We start from the raw sequence: 25664 nt of genomic DNA, 5'->3' as shown, positions 1-25664 counted from the left end.
GTATCGGTAATTCCCTGTACTCTGGTGTTTTCAGGATTCTGGCAACAACTTTTGCAGTAGATCCAGCACCCGCTCCCCCTGGGGTGAATGCGCGATCAACCTGAGCTGGCGGCCGCTTTCAGGGACATCCAACTCAACCTCCAGGTCCGGGGCGGGCAGTATGCCCTCGCCCCGTTCGGGCCACTCGACCAGACTCAAGCTCTGCGCAGAGAAGTAATCCCGCACCCCCATAAATTCCAACTCTTCCGGGTCACCCAGGCGATAGAGGTCGAAGTGGTAAACCCGGTGCGCACCGAGATCATAGGGCTCCACCAGGGTATAGGTGGGACTCTTTACTGCGCCCTCGTGCCCAAAGGCCCTCAACACCCCCCGGCAAAAAGTCGTCTTGCCCGCACCCAGCTGGCCGTGCAAATACAGCGTCAGCCCCTGCTGCAGGCCCGCCGCGAGACAGGCCCGCCCGAGCGAGTTGCCGCCGGATACGGTGGCTGCTTCATCAGCCAAATGCAATGTCAGTTCACTCGCCATCAATCTACCAAACGTCTAATCCAGGGTAATAAATCCGTCGCGAGCAATCCGCGCAGGCCCTCTTCGGCAGCGCGATTGCCCGCCTCTCCGTGTAACCACACCGCCAGTCGGGCAGCCTCCAGTAGCGGCAGGTGCTGACCAATCAATGCTGCGATAATGCCAGTGAGCAGGTCCCCCATACCACCGGAAGCCATACCCGGGTTACCCGTGTTGATCAGGTCAACGCCGCCATCGTGTGCAATCAGGGTGCCGGCGCCTTTTAATATCACTACGCCACTGAATTTTTGCTGAACTGCCACGGCCGCTGCGCGGGGGTCGGCAAGCACCTCGGCGGTATCACAGCCCAGGAGGCGGGCGGCCTCCCCCACATGTGGAGTCAGCACCCAGTCGTCCCGCCGCACCCCGGCCAGGACCCGGCCCCCGGCGAGAATATTCAAGGCATCGGCATCTACGACCAGGGGTACCTGAGCGCGGCCGGCTCGCGCCAGCAGCTGCTCACTCCAGGGAGAGCGCCCCAAGCCGGGGCCCACTGCAATCACGCTGGGGCCTTCGAGCAGAGGCTCCAGCTCCTGCCCGGAGATCACCGGGTGGGCCATCACTTCCGGGCTGCGGGTCAGCGCCGCAGGCAAGTGCTCGGGGCGGGTCGCCAGGGAAATCAGCCCGGCACCACAGCGCGCAGCAGATTGCGCGGCCATCAATGCGGCACCGCCAAAGCCGCTATCACCGCCCACCACCAGAATATGACCAAACTGGTTTTTAAAACTATCGGCCGCGCGCGCAGGCAGGCGACGGATGGCATCCCCCTCGTAGCGCATAGCCAAGGGTTCGACCGCCCGATAGGCGGCCTCGGGTGCCCCCAAGTCTTCGAAAATCACCTCTCCACAGAGCGCCGGGCCGCGACCGCAGTAGAGCCCCATTTTGCGCCCGATAAAAGTCACCGTCATATCGGCACTGACCGCCTCGCCGGCACTGCCGGTATCGGCACTCAAACCGGAGGGGATATCCACCGCCAACACCGGACCGGGGCTTTTGTGGATTCGCTCAAGCGCATGCGCCACGCCAGAGCGCAGCTCACCGCTAAAGCCCGTTCCCAGCAGCGCATCCACAATCAGAGTATTGGCATCCGCCGTATCCAATTCAGTGAGGGAGTTCACCACCTGAACACCCTCCCGGCAGGCGTACTCATAGGCCTCGCGGGCGTCGCCGCTCAGGTGCTGAGGATCGCTACACGCATAGACGGTGACCGGGATTTTCTTTTGCGCGGCAAGCGCGGCTATCACATAGCCGTCGCCACCGTTGTTCCCACCACCGCAGAAAACCTGGAGGCGGCCGATCTGCGGCCAGCGCCTGCGTAGATGTGAAAAAGCCGCGCGACCGGCGCGCTTCATCAGTTGGATAGAGGGGATCTCCAGTGCAGCAATTGTCTGTCGATCCAGCTCACGTACCGACTCGGCACTGTATAGAGGTTGAGGCGTGTCCATGCAGCTCCCGCGATGTGGTCAAGAATTCATCTGTGGCAAAATAGGCAATTACATCGCCATTGTTTGCGCCAACCGCAAAGTATACCGCCCCGGCCAAGCATTGTGCTTGCAGGGAATATCGAGCCGCTTTATCTATGACCGAATCACTGCTCGCCGACTTAGCCCAACAGATTAAAATTTGGGGCCGGGAACTGGGTTTCCAACAAGTGGGTATTACCGATTGCCAACTGGAAGAGGAAGGGGAGCGCCTGCGCGCCTGGATTGAGGCGGGCTATCACGCTGATATGGACTGGATGGGCGCTCACGGTGAGAAACGCTGGCGCCCCGAATTATTGGAGCCGGGAACACTGCGGGTCATCAGCGTGCGCCTGGACTACCTGCCACCAGACACCCAGCCGATTAAAGTGTTGAAGGATTCGAGTAAGGCCTATGTGTCCCGCTATGCCAATGGCCGCGATTACCACAAACTGATCCGCAAACGCCTGGCCAACCTGGCCAAGCAAATTGACAGCTACTGCGCCGAGCGGGGTATTGAGTCGAAAGGTCGGGCGTTTACCGACAGTGCCCCGGTGATGGAGAAGGCCCTGGCAGCCAAGGCCGGCCTGGGCTGGATTGGCAAAAATACGCTGGTACTCAATTCGACCGCCGGCTCCTACTTTTTCCTCGGCGAGATCTATACCAATTTGCCGCTGCCCGTGGATATCAGCGAGCAACCGGATCAGTGCGGCGACTGTGTCGCCTGCCTCAGGGTTTGCCCCACCGATGCCTTTGTGGACGACCGTACCCTGGATGCGCGGCGCTGTATCTCCTACCTCACTATTGAGAACAAGGGCCCAATCCCTGAGGAGTTTCGCGAGCCTATCGGCAATCGGATCTACGGCTGTGACGACTGCCAGATCGTGTGCCCCTGGAATAAATTCGCCAAGCCCACCAGTGAAAAAGACTTTCACCCCCGCCACGGATTGGACAATGGCGAGCTGCTGACGCTGTTTACTTGGAGCGAAGAGGAGTTCCTGCGCAAGACCGAGGGCTCGGCGATTCGCCGTATCGGCCACGAGCGCTGGCTGCGCAACCTGGCTGTTGCCCTGGGCAATGGCGAGGCCACACCCGAAGTCATCAATACCCTGGAGAGTGCACGCGCCGGCGCTACACCCCTGGTCTTGGAGCATATCGATTGGGCGCTGGAGCGGTTGCACAGCGGGCGCAGGCGCAAGCGTAAAATCAAACGCAAGCCCGCCGGCTAATCGGGAGTGGGGGTCAGAGGCGGAAGAAGGTTTCGCGGTAGTGGCACAACTCGTTGATGGAATCGCGGATATCATCGAGCGCCAAGTGACTACTATGTTTTTTGACTCCGTCCAAAACCTCTGGGCGCCAGCGGCGAGCCAGTTCCTTCACTGAACTGACATCCAGATTGCGGTAGTGGAAATAGGCTTCCAGCGCCGGCATATATTTCACCAGAAAGCGGCGGTCCTGGCCGATAGAGTTACCACACATGGGAGATGCTCCCTCGGGGACCCACTGTCGCAGGAACTCCAGGGTCTCCCTCTCTGCATCCCGCTCGGAATTGCTGGACGCCTTAACCCGCGCTACCAGCCCGGAACCGCCGTGCTGTTCGGTATTCCATTCATCCATAGCCTCCAGCAGGGCATCGCTCTGGTGAATCACCATTGAGGGGCCCTCGGCGAGAATCTCCAGGCGTGAATCCGTCACGATCGTGGCAATTTCAATAATGCGCTCTTTGTCTGGATTTAAACCGGTCATCTCCAGGTCAATCCAGATCAGGTTGTTCTGATCCACAACGGGCCTCCTCAAACTTTCCGCGCAAGTTACCGCAACTACCCGGCAATAGCTATAATCCGCCGCTAGTCTCCAGGTGCTAGTGCATGAGTAAACGCAAATTAAATCGCCGCCAACAGTGGCGTATCAACAAAATCCAGCAAGAACGCGAAGCCCGCGCGCGCAAGCGCGAGCAATCTGCCGAAGACGCCCTGGAAGAAGGGCAACTGGGGCAGGAGCAGATCGGTCTGGTTATCGCCAACTATGGCACACAGGTTTTAGTGGAGAGCGAGAGTGATCCGAGCCTGCGCCAGCGCTGCCATTTGCGCGCCAATATCGAAACGCTGGTGACCGGCGATCGCGTTGCCTGGCACCCCGCCAGCGAAGATAGCGATGGGGGCATTGGTGTTATCGGCGCGCGCCTGCCGCGCAACTCCGAGCTACAGAGGCCCGATCGCTACGGCGACCTGAAAACGGTTGCCGCCAATATCGATCGCATATTGATCGTTATCGCCCCCTACCCGGAACCCTTTGCCAATGCCATAGACCGCTATCTGGTCGCCGCAGAGACCACCGGCATAGCGCCGATGCTGCTGCTCAATAAAACCGATCTGATCGATGAGCGCAATCGCGAGTCACTGGAAGAGCTGCTCGCCCCCTACCCGGAACTGGGCTATCCGGTTTTGCGGCTGTCCACCAAAACTGGCGAGGGCCTGCCGGAGCTGCTGGAAACCCTTGCGCAAGGATGTAGCGTTTTTGTAGGGCAGTCCGGGGTGGGCAAGTCATCCCTGGTCAACGCACTGCTGCCCAGTGCCGGCGCCCGCACCGGTGCCCTTTCAGAGGCCACACAGAAGGGGACTCACACCACTACAGCAGCGGAACTGTTTCACCTGTCCAGTGGGGGTGATCTGATAGACTCCCCAGGCATTCGCGAGTTTGGACTCTGGCATATGGAGGAGGCCGCCCTACTGGAAGGGTTTGTGGAATTCCGACCATTTATAGGACACTGCCGCTTTCGCGACTGCCGCCACCAGGGCGAACCCGGTTGCGCTATCCAGGAAGCTCTGACCGATGGAAAAATTAGCGAGCGCCGCATGAATAGCTTTCTGCATTTGCGCAACAGCCTGGAATCGGAGAACAAGTTTTGAAACTGATTATCGAAGCGGAAGAGCTCGCGGCTCAGCTTGAGCGCGAAGAGCTGCTGATTGTCGATCTCAGCTCACCCCACAACTACCTCAACGGCCATATCCCCGGGGCTGTTCACCTGCCCTTCCAGGCGCTCATGGCTGGCACCGCGCCCGCACCGGGCAAGCTGCCCGGTATCGAGCAACTGACCCAGGTGTTTCAAGCTATCGGCCTAAAGCCGGAACAGCATGTGGTCACCTGTGACGACGAGGGCGGTGGTTGGGCCGGGCGCTTTTTGTGGACTCTGGAAATGATAGGCCACCGCAATTACAGCTACCTGAATGGCGGTATGCTGGCCTGGCGAGGCGCCGCCCTTCCCCTTACCAGCGAGTCAGCGCAAATCGAGCCGAGTGATATTCAAATCACCGTCAACAGCACAGCTGCAATGGACGCCCAGCAAATCCAAGATCAACTGGGCAATGATGAATTCCTAGTTTGGGATGCCCGCTCCCCCCAGGAGTATCGCGGTGAGCGGGTCCTGGCCATGAAGGGCGGCCATATTCCCGGGGCGATCAATTGCGAGTGGACCCAATTGATGGACCCGCAAAGAGATTTGCGTATCCGCTCCGATGCTCGCGAATTCCTCGCCGCCCTGGGAATTGATAGCTCACACAAGATTGTCACCCACTGCCAGAGCCATCACCGCTCCGGCTTTACCTGGTTAGTGGGCAGGTCCCTGGGATTTGATATCCGCGCTTATCCAGGTTCCTGGAGCGAGTGGGGCAATTTGCCCAACACCCCGGTACAGCAGTAGATACATTGAGAAAAGACACAGATTTATGAACCCTAAACTTTTTGCCGCCCTGCAATACCTCACGCCGCAACACGCACTCTCCCGCGCTGCCGGCTGGTTGGCGAATACGGAACTCAAGTGGATCAAAGATCCTTTCACCCGCTGGTTTGTGGAAAAATACGGCGTGGATATGCAGGAGGCCAAAGAGAGCGACTGCACTGCCTACCGCACCTTCAATGAATTCTTTACCCGCGAGTTGGTGGACGGCGCCCGCCCCGTTATCGAGGGGCAACACACCCTCGCCAGCCCCGCCGACGGCGCCATCAGCCAGCTGGGCCAGATCCATAACGGCCGTATTTTCCAGGCCAAGGGTCACGACTACAGCCTGGTTGAGCTGGTGGGCGGTGATCCCAAGGTAGCCGCGCAATTTAATGACGGACACTTCGCCACTGTGTATCTGTCACCGAAGGATTATCACCGTGTGCATATGCCCATGGCCGGCACCCTGCGCAGCATGACCTATGTGCCCGGGCAGCTTTTCTCCGTGAATACGGTAACGGCAGAAAATGTGCCGCGCCTGTTCGCGCGCAATGAGCGCCTGGTGTGCGTGTTCGATACAGAAGCGGGCCCTATGGCAATGATCCTGGTGGGCGCAATGATTGTCGCCGGTATCGAAACCGTATGGGCCGGACAAGTCGCTCCTATCCAGCGCAAGGTTATCAGCACAGATTATCTGGATAAGGCGCCCATCCACCTGGAGAAAGGTGAAGAGATGGGACGCTTTAAGCTGGGCTCTACCGTCATTATGCTATTTGGTGCAGACCAGGTGAGCTGGCTCGATCAGCTTGAGGCCGAGTCGCCCGTGCGCATGGGTGAGCATTTCGGTAATTTACTGTCCGATAAGGACTGATATTTAGAAGGGGCAGCGGCAGTCTTTAGGAGCCTCTAAACAACTCCTTAACTGCCGCCTCGAGAAAAGCGCGCGCTTATTTTGTCAGGCGCGTTAGCAGCTGCCCCAATCGGCCACCGCGGAATAGATAGTCGTCGCGAATATTTGCCGCATCCACTTGGGGGTAAGCCCCGGGCTCTATATCCCTGAGGATACTGATCTTTTCCTCAGCTCTCATCTTGCCCCGTTCGATCAGCTTTTGCTCGCGATCCTCGACCTCAGCCAGGTCGCACAGGCGGGGCTTAGTGAGCGCCTGTTTTTGCCCATCGAGCACAATCATCACTTTTGGCCGCAGGCGCCGGTCGTAGGTCTGCTCCACTACCACACCCACTTCTCCGGTCGACAGCTCTACCTGGGTACCGGTGGGGTAGAGACCAATAGCCTGGATAAACTCCACCACCAACTGCTCCTGATAGGCGATACCGCGCAGGTCATACAGTTTGGCAACTGCCCGGGATGGTGCCACCGGCTCACTGGAACCGCGGGGGTTAGTGGCCTCATCGTAAAAAGTTACTATTCCGCACATGCGCGCCAGCACCGAAATCCGGTCACCGCGCAAGCCCTCGGGGTAGCCGCTGCCATCGTGGCGCTCGCAGTGACCGCTAACGATTTCAATCACCTGCGCATCTATTTTCGGGTCTGCCGCCAGCATCTTCACGCTGTGCTGCACAAATTTGCGATACTCCAGCTCGCTGCGCGGGTCGCGCCGCTTCATCTGCAACACTTCCCCGTCGATAGACAGTTTACCCACATCTTTTAGCAGAGTAGCCACCCCCAACTTCAGTAAGTCAGTACGCGAAAGGCCAATATGGCGGCCGAATAGCACGGCCCAAATACTGGCGCGCACCGAGTGGCTGTAGGTGTGCTCATCTTTATCCCGCACCCGGGCCAACCAGGCGAACGCATCGGGGCTGCGCAATACACTCTCAACCAGATCCTCGACAACCTGATTGACCTGCTGCACCGGTATGGGTCTGTTATTGGCGATAAGACCCATTACCTCACTCATGCCATAGAGAATCTGGCCGTGGAGCTTGCGCGCATTGCTGGCTTCCCGCTGCACCGGCTGTGGCGGGGGGTATTTTTTATGGGAAACAGAGACAGGTTTGCAGGGGATAGTGACCGCTGTACGAGTGGAGGCGCCCCTCTTAGCGGAAGTCTCACTGTCACCGAGTAATCGGCGCAGCGTAACACCGGCACTGCCGACAGTTTTGTGAATGTCGACATACACAAAGCGACAGTATTTCTGTAATTGGCGGATTTCTTCCAGATCGCGGATATAGAAACCCTGTAGCGCAAATGGCGCTCGCGCCCAAGGCCGGTCAAGCTTGGAGACAAACATGCCGCGCTGTAAATCACCGACAGAAATTTTTGCTTGTTCGATTGCCACTGGGAAGATGCCGACAACTGTAATTAATACTACAAAGCTGCCCAGAGAGACCTGCGGCTCAATCTCCTCGGTCTCTGGGGCAAGCCAACCTTTATATCATGGAGCGATATTAAGGTTCACCCGCCCAAAGTGAGACTGCATTCACAGACTCAGCGATCAGTCGCCAAATCAGGCGTGATACTGACCCGACAGCTCTACCACAGCTTCAATCATGGCACCGGCGTGCTTGGGATCCACCTTCGGGGTAATACCGTGACCTAAATTGAAAACATGGCCACTTCCCTGCCCAAATGACTTCAGAACAGCCGCCACTTCTGTGCGAATTCGCTCGGGGCTGGCGTAGAGAACAGCCGGGTCCAAATTGCCTTGCAGGGCCACCTTGTCGCCCACGCGGGCGCGGGCACTGCCAATGTCGGTAGTCCAGTCCAAGCCCAGGGCATCGGCGCCAGTATCTGCCATTGCCTCCAGCCACTGACCCCCGCCCTTAGTGAACAGGATTGCCGGCACTCGACGACCGTCGACTTCCTTAATCAGCCCCTGCAGAATTCTCTGCATATAGTTCAGGGAGAATTCACGGTAAGCGCTGTGGCTGAGCGCCCCACCCCAGGTATCAAAGATCTGCACGGCCTGGGCGCCGGCGCGAATCTGGGCGTTCAGGTAGTCGGTAACAGAGTCAGCCAGCACCGTGAGCAATTGGTGCATCAATTCCGGGCGGTTGTAGAGCATTTCCTTGCAGCGGGCAAAATCCTTGCTGGAGCCGCCTTCAACCATATAAGTGGCCAGCGTCCAGGGACTGCCGGAGAAACCGATAAGCGGCACGCGACCATTCAATTCGCAGCGGATGGTGGACACGGCATTCATCACATAGTCCAAATCCTTTTCGCTGTTCACCACTTCCAGGGCTTCGATATCGGCCGCCGTGCGCAGGGGCTTGTGGAACTTGGGGCCCTCGCCTTCGGAGAAGTAGAGGCCCAGCCCCATAGCATCGGGAATGGTCAGGATATCGGAAAACAGAATGGCGGCATCCAGCGGGTAGCGCTCCAGGGGTTGCAGCGTCACCTCACAGGCCAGCTCGGTATTGCGGCACAGATCCATAAAACTGCCGGCTTCGGCGCGACTGGCTCGATATTCCGGCAGGTAGCGCCCCGCCTGTCGCATCATCCATACAGGCGTTCGATCCACTGGCTGGCGCAGCAGGGCGCGAAGAAAGCGGTCGTTTTTCAATTCGGACAGTTTGGTATCAGACATAGAAACACCGAGCGGGCTAAAAAAACGGCCATTGTACAGGGGCTGGGCCGCTATACACAGGGTGGCAAAGATATTGCGAGGTGCCTATTGGGACTGGCACAAATATGCACGGGATAATTGGGCAGTGAGGGACCGTGCCCTCACTGCAAATCAGCAGCGATTAAATATCCAGGTAATCGAGGATACCCTCACCGGCCTGGCGCCCTTCCCAGATAGCGGTCACTACCAAGTCGGAGCCGCGCACCATATCGCCGCCGGCAAATACCTTCTCATTGGAGGTCTGGAATTTGTATTTTTGTTTTTCTGGAGCGACGACACCACCCCAGTCGGCAACTTCAATATTGTGCTGCGGAAACCACTCCGCCGGGCTGGGACGGAAGCCAAAGGCCACCAGAACAATATCCGCAGGGATAATTTCTTCCGAACCGGGCACTACCTGAGGGCGGCGACGGCCGTTTTCATCGGGCTCACCGAGTTCTGTGGTTACCACTTTAACCCCAGCCACCTTGCCATCGCCAACGATCTCAACCGGCTGGCGGTTGAATTTGAACTGTACGCCCTCTTCCTTGGCATTGGCCACTTCCCGACGCGAGCCGGGCATATTTTCCTCATCGCGGCGGTAGGCACAGGTGACGCTTTTGGCGCCCAATCGAATCGAGCTGCGGTTACAGTCCATGGCGGTATCACCACCACCGAGAACCACCACGCGCTTGCCCTCAACCGAAACAAATTCGGAAGCATCGCGCTCCCAGCCCATATTGCGATTTACGTTGGCAATCAGGAATGGCAAAGCATCGTGAACACCGGGCAAATCTTCACCGGGGAAGCCACCTCTCATGTAGTTGTAAGTGCCCATCCCCATAAAGACAGCATCGTAGTCATTGAGCAGCTGCTCAAAACTGATGTCCTTACCCACCTCAGTATTGAGACAGAACTCAACGCCCATCTCAGTAAACACTTCCCGGCGCTGCTGCATTACCGACTTCTCCAGCTTGAACTCGGGAATACCAAAGGTAATCAGGCCGCCAATTTCCGGGTGCTTGTCGAACACCACCGGCTGCACGCCGTTGCGCACCAAAATATCAGCGCAGCCCAGACCCGCCGGGCCGGCACCAATCACCGCCACTCGCTTGCCCGTTTTCTCAACATGACTTAAGTCTGGACGCCAACCCAGGGCGAAGGCTGTATCGGTAATGTACTTTTCCGCATTGCCTATGGTGACCGCACCAAAGCCATCATTGAGGGTACATGCGCCCTCACAGAGACGGTCCTGGGGACAAACCCGACCACAGACCTCCGGCAAAGTATTGGTTTCGTGGCAGAGTTCAGCAGCCTCAATAACATTGCCCTCACTGATCAGCTTCAACCAGTTGGGGATGTAGTTGTGTACCGGGCACTTCCATTCGCAATAGGGGTTGCCACAATCCAGGCAGCGGTGCGCCTGGCTGGCCACCTGCCGCTCACTGAAAGGCTCATAAATTTCAACAAACTCGCCGGTGCGGGTGATGATGTCCTTCTTCGGCGGATCGATGCGACTTACGTCGATAAACTGGAAGTCGTTGTTCAGTCTGTCTTTCATACTGTTTCTCCACCCCGCCTTTATTCGCCGCGCTTGCGCACGTCGGAAAGAAGATCTGCAAGGCTCGCCGCCTTTGGTTTAACCAGCCAGAAACGGCTCAAGTAATCATCGAAGTTATCCAACAACTCGGCGCCCCAGGCGCTCTGGGTCTCCGCCGCATACTCCTCGATAACTTCGCGCAGGTGACTCTGGTGTGGCTCGAGAATTTCGCTGCTGATTCGGCGCAGCTCGATCAACTCATGGTTGCAGCGATCAAAGAAATCCCGCTCCATATCCAGGACATAGGCGAAGCCACCGGTCATACCGGCGCCGAAGTTAAATCCGGTGCGCCCGAGAACCGCGACCATACCCCCGGTCATATATTCACAGCAGTGATCTCCAGCCCCTTCGACTACCGCAAAGGCACCGGAGTTGCGCACGGCGAAGCGCTCACCGGCACAGCCCGCCGCAAATAACTTGCCGCCAGTGGCACCGTAGAGACAGGTATTGCCAACAATACTGGTTTCCTGGGAGGCGAATGAGCTACCTTGCGGCGGTCGTATAACCAGCTTGCCGCCGGCCATGCCCTTACCCACATAGTCGTTGGCATCGCCATCCAGATACATATCCAAACCACCGGCATTCCACACACCGAATGACTGGCCGGCGACCCCTTTGAGGCGCAGTTTCACCGGAGCTTCAACCATGCCCTGGTTACCGTAGCGCTTGGCGATCTCACCAGACAGGCGCGCCCCCAGGGATCGGTCACAGTTGGTCACGTCGTAGCTGAACTCGCCACCTTTAAAGCCTTCGATGGTAGGCAGGATATCCGCCACCATCCGCTCCGCCAGTTCACCCTTATCCCAGGGATCATTCGTCGCGGACTGACAGGTTTGCGGCTTGCTGTCCAACAGCTCATCCGTATGCAACAGAGGCGCGAGATCCAGCTTTTTCTGCTTGTCAGTTTCGCCATCCAGCACGCGCAGTAAGTCCACACGCCCCACCAACTCTTCTAGGCTGCGCACCCCGAGCTTGGCCATCCACTCGCGGGTCTCCTCGGCGACAAAACGGAAGAAGTTCATCGCCATTTCTGCGGTGCCAATATAGTGCTCGTCACGCAGGTCCTTCTTCTGGGTGGCGATACCGGTGGCACAGTTATTCAGATGACAGATACGCAGATACTTACAGCCGATCGCCACCATGGGTGCCGTTCCAAAGCCGAAGCTCTCTGCACCGAGAATTGCCGCCTTAATCACATCGAGGCCGGTTTTCAGCCCCCCATCGGTTTGTACCCGAACCTTGCCGCGCAGATCATTGGCACGCAAGGTCTGGTGGGTTTCCGCCAATCCCAGCTCCCAGGGCGACCCGGCATAGCGAATCGAGGTAATTGGGCTGGCTGCTGTGCCGCCGTCGTAGCCGGAGATGGTGATCAAATCCGCATAGGCTTTGGCAACACCCGCAGCAATGGTGCCAACCCCAGGCCGCGATACCAGTTTTACCGAGACCAAGGCATCGGGATTGACCTGTTTTAGGTCGTAGATCAATTGCGCCAAATCCTCGATGGAATAGATATCGTGATGCGGCGGCGGGGAAATCAGGGTCACGCCGGGCACCGAATAACGCAGCCGCGCGATCAATTCGTTGACCTTGCCGCCGGGCAGCTGGCCGCCTTCACCGGGCTTGGCGCCCTGGGCTACCTTAATCTGTAATACCTCCGCATTTACCAGGTAGTGCGGTGTTACGCCAAAACGACCGGAGGCAATTTGCTTAATCTTGGAGACTTTATCAGTGCCAAAACGGGCTGGATCTTCACCGCCCTCGCCACTGTTTGAACGCCCACCCAGGCGATTCATCGCTTGGGCCAGGGATTCATGGGCTTCGGGGGACAGGGCCCCCAGTGACATGGCCGCCGTATCAAAGCGACGCAAAATCTGCTCTGCCGGCTCCACGTCTTCCAGAGCTACCGGTTCGATGTTCTCCTTGAAGTCCAGCATATCCCGCAATGTCGCCACCGGGCGCTGGTTAACCAGCTCCGCGTAGTCCCGCCACGCGGCATAGTCACCGGTGCTGGCAGCGCGCCGCAGGGTAGTCACCACATCCGGGTTAAATGCGTGATACTCCTGGCCGTAGACAAACTTGTGCAGGCCGCCGGGGGAAACAGGTTTGCGGGCTTTCCAGGCAATTTCAGAGCGGGCCGCCATATCGGCTTGCAGCTCGGGGAAGCCGGCACCTTCAATGCGAGTGGGCGCTCCGGGGAAACACAGGTCCACCACATCCTTGGAAATACCCACCAGCTCGAACAGCAGTGCGCCGCGATAAGAGGCAACGGTGGAAATGCCCATCTTGGACAGGATCTTTAACAGGCCCTTGATAATGCCGTTGCGGTAATTTTTCTGCGCCTCAGCGGCATCCAGCAGCAATTCACCGGTATCGATCAGGTGATTGATAATGCTGTAGGAGAAATACGGGTGTACTGCGGTGGCACCGACACCAACCAAACAGGCCAACTGATGTGCATCGCGGGCGCTGGCGGTATCCACCACAACATTGGAGTCACAGCGCAAGCCCGCATGTACCAGGTGGTGGTGCACCGCGCCCGTCGCCAGCAGTGCATCGATTGGCAAGTGCCCCTCGCGAATATCGCGATCGGACAGTACTACAATCACAGCCCCCGCCCGCACTGAGGCCTCAACTTTGGCGCAGAGCTGTTCAATCGCCGACTTGAGGTCCTGTTCAGCGGGGTCGTAGTTCAGGTCGAAGATCTCCGCTTCGAAGCCCGGGCGATCAAGGGATAAGAGTGCCGTGTACTTCATATGGGAAAGTACTGGCGAAGACAGGATCACCCGATCCGCGTGCTCGGGGGTTTCCTCAAATACGGATTTCTCTCGACCCAGGCAGGTCTCCAGAGACATCACCACGGTTTCCCGCAGGGGGTCAATTGGCGGGTTGGTTACCTGGGCAAACTGCTGGCGGAAGTAGTCGTAGAGCGAGCGGTTGTAGCGGGACAAAACCGCCATCGGCGTATCATCGCCCATTGAACCGACCGCTTCCTGGCCCGCTTCAGCCATGGGCCGGACGACTTTATCGCGCTCTTCCAGGGAGGAGCTGAACAGCTTTTGGTAGACCTTGAATTGCTGGTGGGAGAAGTTGTTGTCCACCGGCGCGGTAACCAAAGTAGAGCGGATACGGCGTGCTTTATCCTTGAGCCAACGCTTATAGGGCTGTGCCCGCTTGAGCATATTATCGATGTCAGCGGTGTGGTAGAGCTTGCCCTCTTGGGTGTCTACCGACAGCATCTGCCCCGGTCCAAGGCGGCCCTTAGCCACAACATCTTCAGGGGCATAGTCGTACACGCCAACTTCAGAAGCCACGGTGATCAGGTCATCCTTGGTAATCACCCAGCGCGAGGGGCGCAAGCCGTTGCGGTCCAGGGTACACACTGCGTAGCGGCCGTCGGTCATCACCAATCCAGCCGGCCCATCCCAGGGCTCCATATGCATGGAGATATATTCGTAAAAGGCGCGCAGATCCGCATCCATTCCTTCAACATTTTGCCAGGCCGGCGGCACTAGCATGCGCACGGCCCGGTGCAGCTCCATTCCGCCCGCCAACAGCATCTCCAGCATGTTGTCCAGGCTGGAGGAGTCGGAACCCTCGCGGTTAACCAGGGGCACCAGCTCATTCAGCTCTGGAATCAGGTCAGTGGCAAATTTACTGGTGCGGGCAACAGACCAGTTGCGGTTGCCGGTAATAGTGTTGATCTCACCATTGTGCGCCAGCAAGCGAAATGGCTGAGCCAGGGGCCAGCGGGGCATAGTGTTGGTAGAGAAACGCTGGTGGAAAACACAGATCGCGGTTTCCAGGCGCGGGTCGGCCAGTTCTGGGAAAAACTTGGGCAGATCAGCCGGAATCATCAGACCCTTGTAGGAGAGGACACTGGTTGAAAGGCTGGCGATATAGACTTCGCTACTTAAGCGCAACTCGGCTTTGCGACGGGCCACATAGAGACGGGCATTGAATTTCGCCTCGCCGAGGGGCTCGTCTGCATTGTTGATCAGCAACTGCTCAAAGTGTGGCAGGCAATCCCGGGCAATAGGGCCCAGGCATTCCGGGTTAGTCGGTACGGTGCGCCAGCCGACGGTCTTTAGGCCCTGAGCTTGCAACTCAGTTTCGATAATTTTGCGGGCTTTATCGGCTTCGGCTTGATCTAGTGGGAGCATGATTGATCCCACGGCGTAGGTTGCTGTCAGCTCAGCACCAAACAGGGTCTTGGCTTCTGCGCGGAGGAAAGCATCCGGCTTTTGCAGCAAAAGACCGCAACCATCACCGGTTTTACCATCGGCGGCAATACCACCCCGGTGGGTCATGCAAGTGAGGGATTCAATGGCCGTCTGCACTAATTTGTGACTTGCCACACCGTGCAAATGAGCGATCAGACCAAAACCGCAGTTGTCCTTAAACTCATCCAACTGATACAGACTGCTACCCATAGAATTCCTCGTCGCTATCGATTGGGGGACCACTGGCGCTTAAAAAAAGAAGTGCCTGTTATGGGCGAATGTCACTTTAAGCTTCGCGCTATGCTCTCCTGCGGTCCCTTGGAAAAAGATCCCGAGATAAAAAAAGCCCTCTGCTGGGGCTTTTTTTGTTGTTATTGGCGGTTTTTTGCCCCGCCTTTCCTTTCGGGGGGGCGCAATATTACTTGTCCAACACTACATTTTCAACTTTTAGCAGTGTATTAGTCTGTCAAATCAAACAAAACCAAACTTATCTTCTAGCAGCTAACCTTTCTGGTACTCAGTCCTATTTTTTAGACAATAAGAGCAGGGTTATCACTCGGCACCGCAGTTTTTCAGTGCATTTATAATCATTTTTCTGGGGGTATCATCGACAATAATTGCTTCTCCCAGTGCCTTTAGCAGCACCAAGCGCAATTTTCCGTCCAGCACCTTCTTATCCACCTGCATTACTTGGAGGAATTCATCGGTTGTCATGCCCTGCGGTGCCTGCTGCGGCAAATCAGCCGCCTCTAGCATCACTCGCAACCGTTCCACCAGCTCTGCATCGATATCTCCGCGCAATCTGGATAACTCCAGCGCCATAACCATGCCGGCGGCAACGGCCTCACCGTGTAACCAACTGCCATACCCCTGCACTGCCTCAATGGCGTGGCCGAAGGTGTGGCCAAGATTCAGTATCGCCCTACGACCACTCTCGCGCTCATCACTGGCAACCACATTCGCCTTATCGGCGCAGCAGCGCTCAATAGCGTAAGCCAGTGCATCGGGCTGCCGCGCCAGCAGCTTGTGTAAATTTTCCTCGATCCATTCGAAGAAGGGTCTGTCACAGATCAATCCGTATTTAATGACCTCGGCGAGGCCGGCGGAGAATTCACGTGCAGACAATGTGGCAAGGGTATCGGTATCCGCAAGGACCAGGCGGGGCTGGTGGAAGGCACCGATCATATTTTTACCCAGCGGGTGGTTAACGCCGGTTTTCCCCCCAACAGAGGAGTCAACCAAAGACAGCAGCGTAGTCGGCACCTGGATAAAGTTAACCCCACGCTGGTAACAGGCTGCAGCAAATCCACACATATCGCCAACGACACCACCGCCCAACGCGATTAGTGTCGTAGTGCGGTTGTGACGCTTTTCCAGCAGCACATCAAAAACTCGATTTACGGTATCGAGAGATTTAAAAGCTTCGCCATCGGGAAGCTCGACAACGTCTACCTTATCGAGCCCTTTTAAGCCACCCAGTAATTTCGCTAAATAGAGAGGCGCAATAGTTTCATTGGTAACAATACAGGCTTGGCGGCCTTGGATATAAGGCAGAATATATTGCGGATCTCCAAGCAGACCTGCACCAATAATTATCGGATAACTGCGCTCGCCGAGTTCTACGTTAAGACTGTGCATGCTGCTCTCTATCCCCTTAGTGATTATCTCAACAGAAGTGAGACGCACTTTAGCACAGGCACTTGGGGCTAATCGGACAGCAGGTTGCCTAAATGTTCCACGACCAGGAGGGAGGCTTGTTTTGGTGAGAGGTAATTGGTGTCGCAGATAATATCTGCAACTTCGCGGTACAGCGGTTCGCGTTCCTGCAATATTTCCGCAATACGCTGACGGGGGTTGGGTACGCGCAACAGTGGGCGATTGGTATTTTTAGACGTGCGCTCCAGAAGCTGATCGATATTGGCCTGCAAATAAACTACGTGACCATATTTCTGCAGCTGGCGCCGGTTCTCTTCCAGCAAAACGATGCCGCCACCGGTGCCGATAATCTGGCACTCACCCTGGCAAAGCTCCTCCAGTATTTCACTCTCACGGCGGCGAAATCCGGCCTCGCCTTCCACATCAAAAATCCAGGGGATATCCGCACCCGTGCGCTCTTCCAACACCTTGTCAGTATCGGCAAAAGGCAGCTGCAATTGCGCTGCCAGCAACCTGCCGATAGTAGACTTGCCGGCCCCCATGGGGCCGACCAGAAAAATAGAGCGGGTGATCACTTAGTGTAAAACGCCTCGTCTTCGAGAATACGCGGTGTGATAAACATCAGGATCTCGCGTTTGTCATCGGTGCGGATAGTCTTTTTGAATAAGTTGCCAACATAGGGAATGTCGCCCAGCAGAGGGACTTTGGTTTCACCCTCCACAACATTGCTTTCAAAAATTCCCCCCAAAACAATAGTCTCGCCGTTGCGCACCAATACCTTGGTCTCCAGGGTATTGACGTTAATTGTAGGCACTTGCCCCGCCCCTACATCGACGTAATCACCAACACTATTCTGCTCAATATTGAGCGCCATAATAATATTGTTATCCGGAGTAATCTGCGGCGTTACATTTAATTGTAAGACGGCCTCGCGGAAAGTGATCGATGCGGCGCCAGAGGAAGTTGCCTCCTGGTAGGGTATCTCTACCCCGGACTGAATGGTTGCTTCCTGCTTATCACCGGTAACTACTTTGGGCTGAGAAACAATCTCCGCCACCCCGACATCTTCAAGTGCGGATAACTCAAGGCTCAGGAAAAAGTCATCTTGTAAGATCGCATAAGCCATGCTGCCTGCGGGGTTACTCACACCCAGATCCACCAACAGAGGGTCAAAATCCCCGGTTAGACTGCCAAGAGCGGTACCATCATCCAGCGTTACACCGCCGGAGCCGACACCGTAGGTGCTGTCATTAATCTCACTGCCATCAACAAAATCCCACTGCACGCCCAGCTCGCGCTGGAAATCGCTGTTAGCAGTAACAATCCGCGCCTCAATCATCACCTGGCGAATGGGAATATCGATTACCTCTATCAGTTCGCGGAACTGGGCAATCTTGTCTTCGGTATCAGTGAGGATAATTGTGTTAGTTCGCTCATCAACAATGGCGCTACCGCGGGAGGAAAGCATACTCATCTGCTGATCTGTACTGCCGCTGCCACCAGAAGCGCCATCGGTTCCCGAGAACAAGTTAAAGATCTCACCGGCATCGGCATAGCGGACACTGATAAATTCTGTTCTCAAGGGGGCCAGCTCTTCCAGCTGTTTACGCGTTTCAAGCTCCTGGCGCTCGCGCTCAGCAATTTCCGCTGCCGGAGCTACCATAATAACGCTGCCCTCCTGACGCTTATCCAGGCCCTTCGCTTTAAGGATAAGAGCCAGAGCCTGGTCCCACGGAACACCATCGAGGCGCAAGGTGATTTTGCCCTGTACCGTATCGCTGGCAACTAGATTGAGATCGGTAAAGTCAGCGATAACCTGTAAAACGGAACGAACTTCAATATCCTGGAAATTCAGCGACAACTTCTTGCCGTTGAATTGGAACTCCTTTTCTTTTTCACGGATTTCCTGCGCGGATAGCGGCTTAACACTCAGCACATACTCAGTATCCGCCTGGTAAGCCAAATAATCGTACTCGGTATCGTTGGGGTCTACAGCAATAACGGTGTTGCGCCCATCGTAGTCCACAACAATATTGCTTACCGGTGTGGCAAAATCAGTAACGTCCAGTCTCTGGCGCAAAGACTCGGGCAATTCAGCACCCAGGAAGGTTAAATAAATTTTACCGTTGGTACGCTCAACATCGATATTTACCGCCGGGTCAGTGAGGCTCACTATTACCTTGCCTTCACCTTCATCGCCACGACGGAAATCTACATTGTTTACCCCAATGTTGCCGGCGGCCTGGAACTGTTTTTCACCGCCTAACTTCAAACCGGTATCGCCCTCAACAGCCTCTGTAACTGAAACTGCTTTTTCGGAAGACTCGGTGCCAATTTCCATAACCAGCTGATTGCCCTGGCGTTCACTGGAATAGGTGGGCAGTTGGTCAAGGTTTACGATCAGACGTGTGCGATCTTCACTGGAAACAATTACCGCACTCCTGGCTGCACCAATGCCCAGTGAGTACTTCTTCTGCGGCAGCACACTTTCAACACCGGCAAAGTCCAAAACAATCCGGGCCGGCTGCTCTATGGTATAACCGGTAGGTTCAGGCGGCGTATCGCTAAAAGTTAGACGCAGTTGCACACGACTGCCAGGCAACTCAGCAAATTGAATATCATTAAGCTGATTTACTTGGGCATGCAGCGCCACAGGAAATATCAATAAACCAAGTAGTAGCAGCTGAAATCGAGCCATTACATTGGCGAACTGTTTGTGGTTCATTATTTGTTGCCCCTTTCTTCCAACGCCAGTGCCCGAGGCCTCTCAATCCAGCCGCCAGTGCCATCCGGTATAATTTCAAGAATATCAAGCTGCGAACTTGTCGCGTTAACTACGCGGCCGTGATTTTTACCTAAATAATTGCCTACCGTAATACGGTGGATTCCACCCGTACCATCATTAATTAGCGCCCACATCTGTCCATCGCGAGAGAGACTACCCACCATCGACAGCAGATCAATACTCACTCTTTCAAGCAATTCCCGCTGCCGGGTCAGGTCCGGCGCTATGTCCAGCTTGCGCCCGACAATACGCTGCTCTGACTCCAGTACCGGGCGGGAAAAGGGGCTACGCTGCGCAGCGGCACTGTAAACATAGGGGCTGTATGGCGTAAAAGTGGGTATCGGTTCAATCTGCCCTTTTGGCTTGCGCTCAACAGCGGCCATTCTTTCTTTCAAGTCACTGTGATCGGAGTTCAAGCCGCAGCCAGAAAGAAGCAACAAGGTTATTGCAGCAAGTAGGTATTTTGTCATCCCTCTTCACCCTGCCCCTTGTAGCGATAGGTTTTTGCATTGATGACCATATTCAGCAGACCTTTATCACCGCGCTCACCTGTAATATTAAAATCGTGCAAAGTCACTATTCGAGGCATACCCGCAATACCGCTGACAAAGCCCCCAAACTCGTGGTAGCCGCCCTGGACTTCTATTCGAATCGGCAGCTCCACATAAAACTCACCAACGCGCTCTTTTTGCAAAGCAACTTTGTTAATTGTTAAGCCCGAGCCGCGCCCGTACTCATCAATATCCTCAAGCAAACCAGGCACTTCGGTATCTTTTGGCAACTGTTTCAGCAAAGCGCCAAAAGTTTCTTTCATTTCAACTAACTGAGCTCTATAGGCGTCAAGGTTGGCGGCTTCAAACTGCTTTCGTTCAAACTGGGTGAAGAGTTCCCTCTCTTTATTCGCCGCTAAATCAAGGCTCTCATATAAGTTTTTAATAAAGAGGTAATAACCACCGCCAATTATGACGACAGCGACAAGGGCCAATACAGCCAGGCGCCCCGGTAAAGGCCAAACGCCTATCCGAGTGAGATCGATATCATTGATATCAAGCTCATTCAACTGCTTTAGTGAGTCTGCCAGTGCCATGGACCAAATCCTTTACTGTTTTGCGCCATCTTTACTATCTTTTTGCTTGCGGCCACTTACGTTCACCGTAAGTTTAAATTCACTGGCTTGCTCACCGTATTGTGGAGTTGCCGTTACGCCAGTTAACTGGGGGGCCTCATACCAATCTGATTGGTCCAGGTTGCGCATAAAAGAGGAAACTCGATTATTTGATTCGGCCACGCCGACTAGATTTAATCTATTTCCTTCGCGCTTCATTCCACTGAGCCATAATCCCTCAGGGGTTGCCTGTACTATCTCATCAAAGTAACGCACAGAAAGAGGGCGGTTACCCTGTAGCTCCTGAATCACTCTCATGCGGTCAATGAGCTCCTGACGGCGTTTTTTGAGATCTTTGATCTCTTTTACTTGAACATTGAGCGCATTAATTTTGGTCTGCAGAATCTGGTTTCGCTCTTTCTGATCGACAACCTGATCGTCCACCATCTTCATCCAAAAGAATGCCACCGCTGCTGCGGCAATAAGCACCAGCAGTGCGACTTGCTGAAAATCTTTTTGTTTTTGCGCACGGTAGTCCTGGCGCCAGGGGAGAAGGTTAATTTTTGCCATATCAGTACTCCTTCTCCCTCATCGCCAAACCGGCGGCGATCATTAAAGAGGGAGCCTCATTCGCCAGCGCCTGCTTATTGACCCTTGAAGAGACTCCCATCTTCAAAAAGGGATTAGCAATTAGAGTGGGTCTGCCTAATTTCTCACCAATCAACTCACCCACGCCCTCCATCGCGGCTACCCCACCGCCCAACAGGATATGGTCCACATCGCTGTAGGATGTCGAGGAGTAAAAGAACTGTAAAGAGCGAGTGACCTGCTGTACAACCGCATCGCGGAAAGGCTCTAACACTTCCGTAAAATAGTCATCCGGCAAGCCGCTACCGCCCTGGCGCTTTGCCAGAGCGGCCTCCTCAGCTGAAAGGCCATAGCGGCGCTGAATTTCATCGGTAAGCTGGCGTCCGCCAAAAAGCTGCTCGCGGGTATACACGGTCTTGCCATCGACAAGCACCGACAGCGCGCTCATGGTTGAGCCGATATCGATCACCGCCACTACCAGCTGCTCTTGCGGTGGGAGCTGGTCCTCAAGCAAGGTATAAGTTCGCTCTATGGCGTAGGCTTCAACATCTACCACGCCGGCCTCCAGCTCTGCTTCCGCCAGCGCAGAAGTTCGCTGCTCAATATTCTCTGTGCGGCAAGCGGCGAGAAGCACCTCTACTTGCTCCTCTCCCCTTTCAGAAGGACCTTGGACCTCAAAGTCCAGACTCACCTCTTCCAGCGGATAGGGAATATACTGGTCAGCTTCTAGGGCAATTCTTGCCTCAAGATCTTCATCGGAGAGGTCCGCTGGCATTTCCAGCGTCTTGGTGATCACTGCCGACCCAGATACAGCCACTGCGGCGAGGCGCAGGCGGGTCTTGGAGCGCCGCACTACTTTGCGAATAGCCTCAGCTGTCGCTCCCACATCGTTGATATTCTTATCAACTACCGCATTGGGGGGAAGGGGTTCCACGGCGTAACTTTCGACACGATATTTGTCGCCGTTGCGACTTAGCTCCAGCAACTTGACCGCAGTAGAGCTAATATCGAGTCCCAACATGGCCTTGGGGCCTTTGTTCAGAAAAGGGAAAATTCCCATTTTTTCTTATCTTTTCCGTGGGTTATGAGGGTTTGATGTTATAGCACTTTAAATTACCGCTTCAACCTGCATTTGCATAGGTAATAGCGCACAATATTCGTATAATTATTCACCTAATCACTTGAACGAAGTACACAGAAGCAGTTTCATGACCGTAAAAGCCCGCAATCGTCTGCTCGCACTGCTTTGGCTCGGCCTGGCCGGTGTGGCCGCTACCGCTATGGCCCTAGCCAGTATCTACCTCTACCTCAAGCCGGGACTGCCCTCGGTGGAGAGCCTCCGCGATATCCGCCTGCAAACCCCGTTGAGGGTCTACTCGCAGGATATGAAACTAATCGGCGAGTTCGGTGAAAAGCGGCGCAACCCTATCACGATTGAGCAGACGCCAGAACCCTTTATTCACGCGATTCTCGCCGCCGAGGACGCAAGCTTTTACTCCCACAACGGTGTCTCCATCAAGGGCTTGATGCGCGCGGCCTCGCAACTGATCAAGACCGGCTCTATCCAGTCAGGTGGTAGTACACTAACAATGCAGGTAGCGCGCAACTTCTTTCTCAGTCGCGAGCAGCGTTTTGTACGCAAGTTCAACGAAATTTTGCTTTCACTGCAAATCGAGCAAGAGTTGAGCAAGGACGAAATCCTCGCCCTCTATATCAACAAGATCTTCCTCGGCAACCGCGCCTATGGCTTCCAGGCGGCAGCTCAGGTGTATTACGGCAAAGATATCAAGGACCTGAATCTGGCCCAGTGGGCCATGATGGCGGGGCTGCCCAAGGCGCCATCAACTTTCAATCCGCTGGCCAACCCCTCCCGCGCCCTAGTGCGCCGCAACTGGATTTTGAAGCGGATGCTGGATTTGGGGTATATCAGCCAGGATCAATTCAAACAGTCCATCACAGCACCGGTAACGGCCAGCTATCACAGCCGCGACCTCGACCTGAATGCTCCCTATATCGCAGAAATGGCGCGGAAAGAGGCTGTAGAACTCTTCGGCGACAATGCCTATACCGATGGCTATCAAATTATCACGACCGTGGACAGCCGCTTACAGGAGGCCGCGCGCAACGCCCTACAACACGGCCTGGAAAGCTATGACGCGCGCCACGGCTACCGCGGTCCAGAGCAGCGCCTGGCTCCGGAGTTACTGCAAGATAGCGACCAACTGATTGATTTACTCAACGAAATTCCGATTTTAGGCGGTCTGGAACCCGGCGTTGTAACTGCGGTAGAACCCAAGAAACTTCTGGTACAACTCCGGGACCGACGCGTTATCGAAGTGCCCTGGAGCAACGGCCTCGACACCATCAGACCGTACATTTCCGAAAGTGCTCGCGGCGCGCGCCTCCAGTCCGCTGAAAAAATGTTTGCACCGGGAGATGTTATCCGACTGCGCAAAGTCGTTAAGGACAGCCAAGTGGAGGAGACCCCCAGTGAAGCCGAGGCAACGGCTGGAGTGGATCTATCCACAGGCCCCGCCGAACCCGCAGAGCCGCAAACCAGCGAAGAGTGGGTACTGACCCAGGTGCCAGATGCCCAGGGCGCGCTGGTATCTATTGCACCTGAAGACGGCGCTATCCGCGCGCTCGTCGGTGGCTACGACTTCCGTCAGAGTCACTTTAACCGCGTCACTCAGGCGGCGCGGCAGCCCGGCTCCAGCTTTAAGCCTTTTATTTACGCTTCGGCCATCGAGCGCGGATATACCGCAGCCAGTATTATCAATGACGCCCCGATTATCTTCGAGCAGAGCAACCTGCAAGATGTTTGGCGCCCGGAGAATGATGGCGGGACCTTTCTCGGCCCAACCCGCCTGCGTATGGCGCTATACCGATCGCGCAATATGGTCTCAATCCGCCTGCTGCAATCCCTCGGCCTGGACTACGCCCTGGGCTTTGTCGAGGGATTTGGGTTTGAGCGCAGCAAGTTGGCCCGCAACCTGACTATCGCACTGGGAAGCTCCGCTCTCACCCCCCTGGAAATGGTGCGGGGCTACGCCGCTTTCGCCAACGGCGGCTACCGTGTGGAACCCTACCTGGTGGATCGCGTGCTGGACGTCAATGGCGAGGTCCTCTACCAGGCACTGCCCCTAACCGTATGCAATAACTGCCCAGAGCTGGGCAGCGGCCCCGCAGCCCTGTCCGCCGAACCCCTCGACCTCGCAGATTTACACCCTGAGGAGCCGCAGGTCGATCAGGGGCAGGAGCCGGCGGAGCTGCACCTACTCCCGGTCGGTCCCCTCGACCCGAGCAAGAGTCAGGCCCGCCCCCGCGCACCGCGAGCCATGTCGGCAGAGACCGCCTACATTATGGACTCGATGCTCAAAGATGTGATTAAAAGGGGTACCGGGCGCCGCGCTCTGAAGATGAAGCGCGGCGATATTGCCGGTAAGACCGGGACCACCAACGGTCCGCGCGACGCCTGGTTCTCCGGTTATAGCCCCCACCTGGCCACCAGTGCCTGGGTTGGCTTCGACTCCTACGGCGAACTGGGTAAGAATGAATACGGCGGTTCTGCCGCCCTGCCTATCTGGATCGATTTTATGAGCACCGCCCTAGAGGGGCTTCCCGAGCGCCACCTGGCGCAGCCGGATAACATAGTCACGGTACGCATCAATCCGAAAAATGGCCTGCGCACCTCCTACGGCGGCATGTTTGAGATATTTAGAACCAACCGGATGCCCGGCCGCGAGGTATACAACCCCTACCGCAATCGCTATACCGATGACACCAGGGACCTGCCCAGCCAAGAAGCCCAGGGCGACTCTCTGCCGGAAGAGCTGTTCTAAACCCATCACTCAATCAAAAAAGGGGCCTTTGGCCCCTTTTTTCGTCATACCTCAGAGACAGCCTCAGTGGCTGCGATAGCGCGCACAGGCCCGCTCCAGGCCCTGTAGGTCTGGTATAACCGCCTCCTCGCCAGACAGTGCCACATGCATCAGCTCTCCGGGACTCAGCGGCTGCTCGCGCAGTGCCAGCTCTTCCGCAGTAACCCGCACCAGGCGCGGTGTACCGTGCAGGAGCAGTGCAAAATACGGCAAGTCGCCATCGGGGTTTCCGGTGCTGAGCACCGCGATACGTCCCTCTTCCGCAACCGCCCCCAGGGCGCCGCCGCGCATCACTTCAAAGGACACAACGGGCAGGCGCTGTTCCCGCCAGACCAGATCCCCCAGATACCACTCCGGTACCTCTTGAACCGCCATCGGCGTCTGCATGGCAACAACCTCGGAGAGGCTATCCACCGGCACCAGTAGCTGCCCCTGCTCCAGAGGCAACAACAGGCTGCTCACTTCCTGGGGAACATCTACCGACAGTGCTTCAACTTCACTCATTGCCTATCTCTATTTAGTCC

20 protein-coding genes are annotated in these 25664 nt (G+C 56.0%); 5 read left to right on the top strand and 15 right to left on the bottom strand.

The features are described from left to right. Positions 1-30: 30 nt before the first annotated feature. Entirely contained in the window at positions 31-525 is a 495-nt protein-coding gene (gene tsaE, locus ACJJIK_RS16295; RefSeq protein ID WP_444943353.1) for a tRNA (adenosine(37)-N6)-threonylcarbamoyltransferase complex ATPase subunit type 1 TsaE, read from the bottom strand. Next, positions 525-2006 carry an NAD(P)H-hydrate dehydratase gene (locus ACJJIK_RS16290; protein WP_444943352.1) on the bottom strand — a complete coding sequence of 494 codons (1482 nt, stop codon included), beginning with the start codon at positions 2004-2006 and terminating at the stop codon, positions 525-527. Before ACJJIK_RS16290 ends, tsaE begins: the two co-directional genes overlap by 1 nt. A 134-nt stretch (positions 2007-2140) precedes the next feature. On the opposite strand from ACJJIK_RS16290, the gene queG reads away from it, so the two are divergent. After that, entirely contained in the window at positions 2141-3250 is a 1110-nt protein-coding gene (queG, locus tag ACJJIK_RS16285; RefSeq protein ID WP_444929333.1) for a tRNA epoxyqueuosine(34) reductase QueG, read from the top strand. 13 nt (positions 3251-3263) lie between these two features. Here the strand turns inward: queG and orn are convergent, their stop codons facing one another. Beyond that, entirely contained in the window at positions 3264-3803 is a 540-nt protein-coding gene (orn, locus tag ACJJIK_RS16280; RefSeq protein ID WP_444929332.1) for an oligoribonuclease, read from the bottom strand. 86 nt (positions 3804-3889) lie between these two features. Between orn and rsgA the strand changes: the two genes are divergently transcribed. The 3 genes from rsgA to asd are packed head-to-tail and all read left to right on the top strand — an operon-like array spanning position 3890 to position 6610. Continuing rightward, a complete protein-coding gene (gene rsgA / locus ACJJIK_RS16275; RefSeq protein ID WP_444943351.1) occupies positions 3890-4930 on the top strand; it encodes a small ribosomal subunit biogenesis GTPase RsgA in 1041 nt (346 codons plus the stop codon). Next, positions 4927-5721 carry a sulfurtransferase gene (locus tag ACJJIK_RS16270; protein WP_444943350.1) on the top strand — a complete coding sequence of 265 codons (795 nt, stop codon included), beginning with the start codon at positions 4927-4929 and terminating at the stop codon, positions 5719-5721. Before rsgA ends, ACJJIK_RS16270 begins: the two co-directional genes overlap by 4 nt. 25 nt (positions 5722-5746) lie before the next feature. Continuing rightward, complete coding sequence (gene asd, locus ACJJIK_RS16265) at positions 5747-6610, top strand: archaetidylserine decarboxylase (RefSeq protein WP_444929329.1); 864 nt, start codon at positions 5747-5749, stop codon at positions 6608-6610. A 76-nt stretch (positions 6611-6686) separates the two neighbouring features. Here the strand turns inward: asd and ACJJIK_RS16260 are convergent, their stop codons facing one another. From ACJJIK_RS16260 to ACJJIK_RS16210, 11 genes are all read right to left on the bottom strand, one after another. Then, entirely contained in the window at positions 6687-8039 is a 1353-nt protein-coding gene (locus ACJJIK_RS16260) for an HD-GYP domain-containing protein (protein ID WP_444929328.1), read from the bottom strand. 168 nt (positions 8040-8207) lie between these two features. Further along, positions 8208-9272, bottom strand: coding sequence for a uroporphyrinogen decarboxylase (gene hemE / locus ACJJIK_RS16255; RefSeq protein WP_444945078.1), 1065 nt, complete (start codon positions 9270-9272; stop codon positions 8208-8210). Between the two features lie 175 nt (positions 9273-9447). Beyond that, positions 9448-10866: an FAD-dependent oxidoreductase gene (locus ACJJIK_RS16250; protein WP_444943349.1), complete on the bottom strand. Its 1419-nt coding sequence runs from the start codon at positions 10864-10866 to the stop codon at positions 9448-9450. A 20-nt stretch (positions 10867-10886) separates the two neighbouring features. Continuing rightward, positions 10887-15335, bottom strand: coding sequence for a glutamate synthase large subunit (gene gltB, locus ACJJIK_RS16245; RefSeq protein WP_444943348.1), 4449 nt, complete (start codon positions 15333-15335; stop codon positions 10887-10889). Positions 15336-15677: 342 nt separating this feature from the next. Continuing rightward, positions 15678-16763, bottom strand: coding sequence for a 3-dehydroquinate synthase (gene aroB / locus ACJJIK_RS16240; RefSeq protein WP_444943347.1), 1086 nt, complete (start codon positions 16761-16763; stop codon positions 15678-15680). 68 nt (positions 16764-16831) lie between these two features. Beyond that, the gene (gene aroK, locus ACJJIK_RS16235; protein WP_444945077.1) at positions 16832-17353 is read right to left on the bottom strand and encodes a shikimate kinase AroK; all 522 of its coding nucleotides are present in this window, start codon (positions 17351-17353) and stop codon (positions 16832-16834) included. Next, complete coding sequence (pilQ, locus tag ACJJIK_RS16230; RefSeq protein WP_444943346.1) at positions 17353-19506, bottom strand: type IV pilus secretin PilQ; 2154 nt, start codon at positions 19504-19506, stop codon at positions 17353-17355. The genes aroK and pilQ overlap by 1 nt, the downstream gene beginning before the upstream one ends. Further along, positions 19506-20036 carry a pilus assembly protein PilP gene (locus ACJJIK_RS16225; protein ID WP_444943345.1) on the bottom strand — a complete coding sequence of 177 codons (531 nt, stop codon included), beginning with the start codon at positions 20034-20036 and terminating at the stop codon, positions 19506-19508. The genes pilQ and ACJJIK_RS16225 overlap by 1 nt, the downstream gene beginning before the upstream one ends. Beyond that, a complete protein-coding gene (locus tag ACJJIK_RS16220) occupies positions 20033-20653 on the bottom strand; it encodes a type 4a pilus biogenesis protein PilO (protein ID WP_444943344.1) in 621 nt (206 codons plus the stop codon). The genes ACJJIK_RS16225 and ACJJIK_RS16220 overlap by 4 nt, the downstream gene beginning before the upstream one ends. 12 nt (positions 20654-20665) lie before the next feature. Further along, positions 20666-21241 (bottom strand): PilN domain-containing protein, encoded by a 576-nt coding sequence (locus ACJJIK_RS16215; RefSeq protein ID WP_444929320.1) that lies wholly within the window; start codon positions 21239-21241, stop codon positions 20666-20668. A gap of 1 nt (position 21242) precedes the next feature. Continuing rightward, a complete protein-coding gene (locus tag ACJJIK_RS16210; protein ID WP_444929319.1) occupies positions 21243-22319 on the bottom strand; it encodes a pilus assembly protein PilM in 1077 nt (358 codons plus the stop codon). A gap of 148 nt (positions 22320-22467) precedes the next feature. Between ACJJIK_RS16210 and ACJJIK_RS16205 the strand changes: the two genes are divergently transcribed. Further along, complete coding sequence (locus tag ACJJIK_RS16205) at positions 22468-25101, top strand: penicillin-binding protein 1A (RefSeq protein WP_444943343.1); 2634 nt, start codon at positions 22468-22470, stop codon at positions 25099-25101. Positions 25102-25164: 63 nt separating this feature from the next. Here the strand turns inward: ACJJIK_RS16205 and ACJJIK_RS16200 are convergent, their stop codons facing one another. Further along, on the bottom strand, positions 25165-25644 hold the full coding sequence (locus tag ACJJIK_RS16200; RefSeq protein ID WP_444929317.1) for a chemotaxis protein CheW: 480 nt from the start codon (positions 25642-25644) through the stop codon (positions 25165-25167). Positions 25645-25664 lie beyond the last annotated feature (20 nt).

It is taken from the genome of Microbulbifer regidiadema (SeqCode) (genome assembly GCF_052466995.1).
Note: the sequence above shows the minus strand (reverse complement) of the source record. Positions and strands in the feature narration are given on the sequence as shown.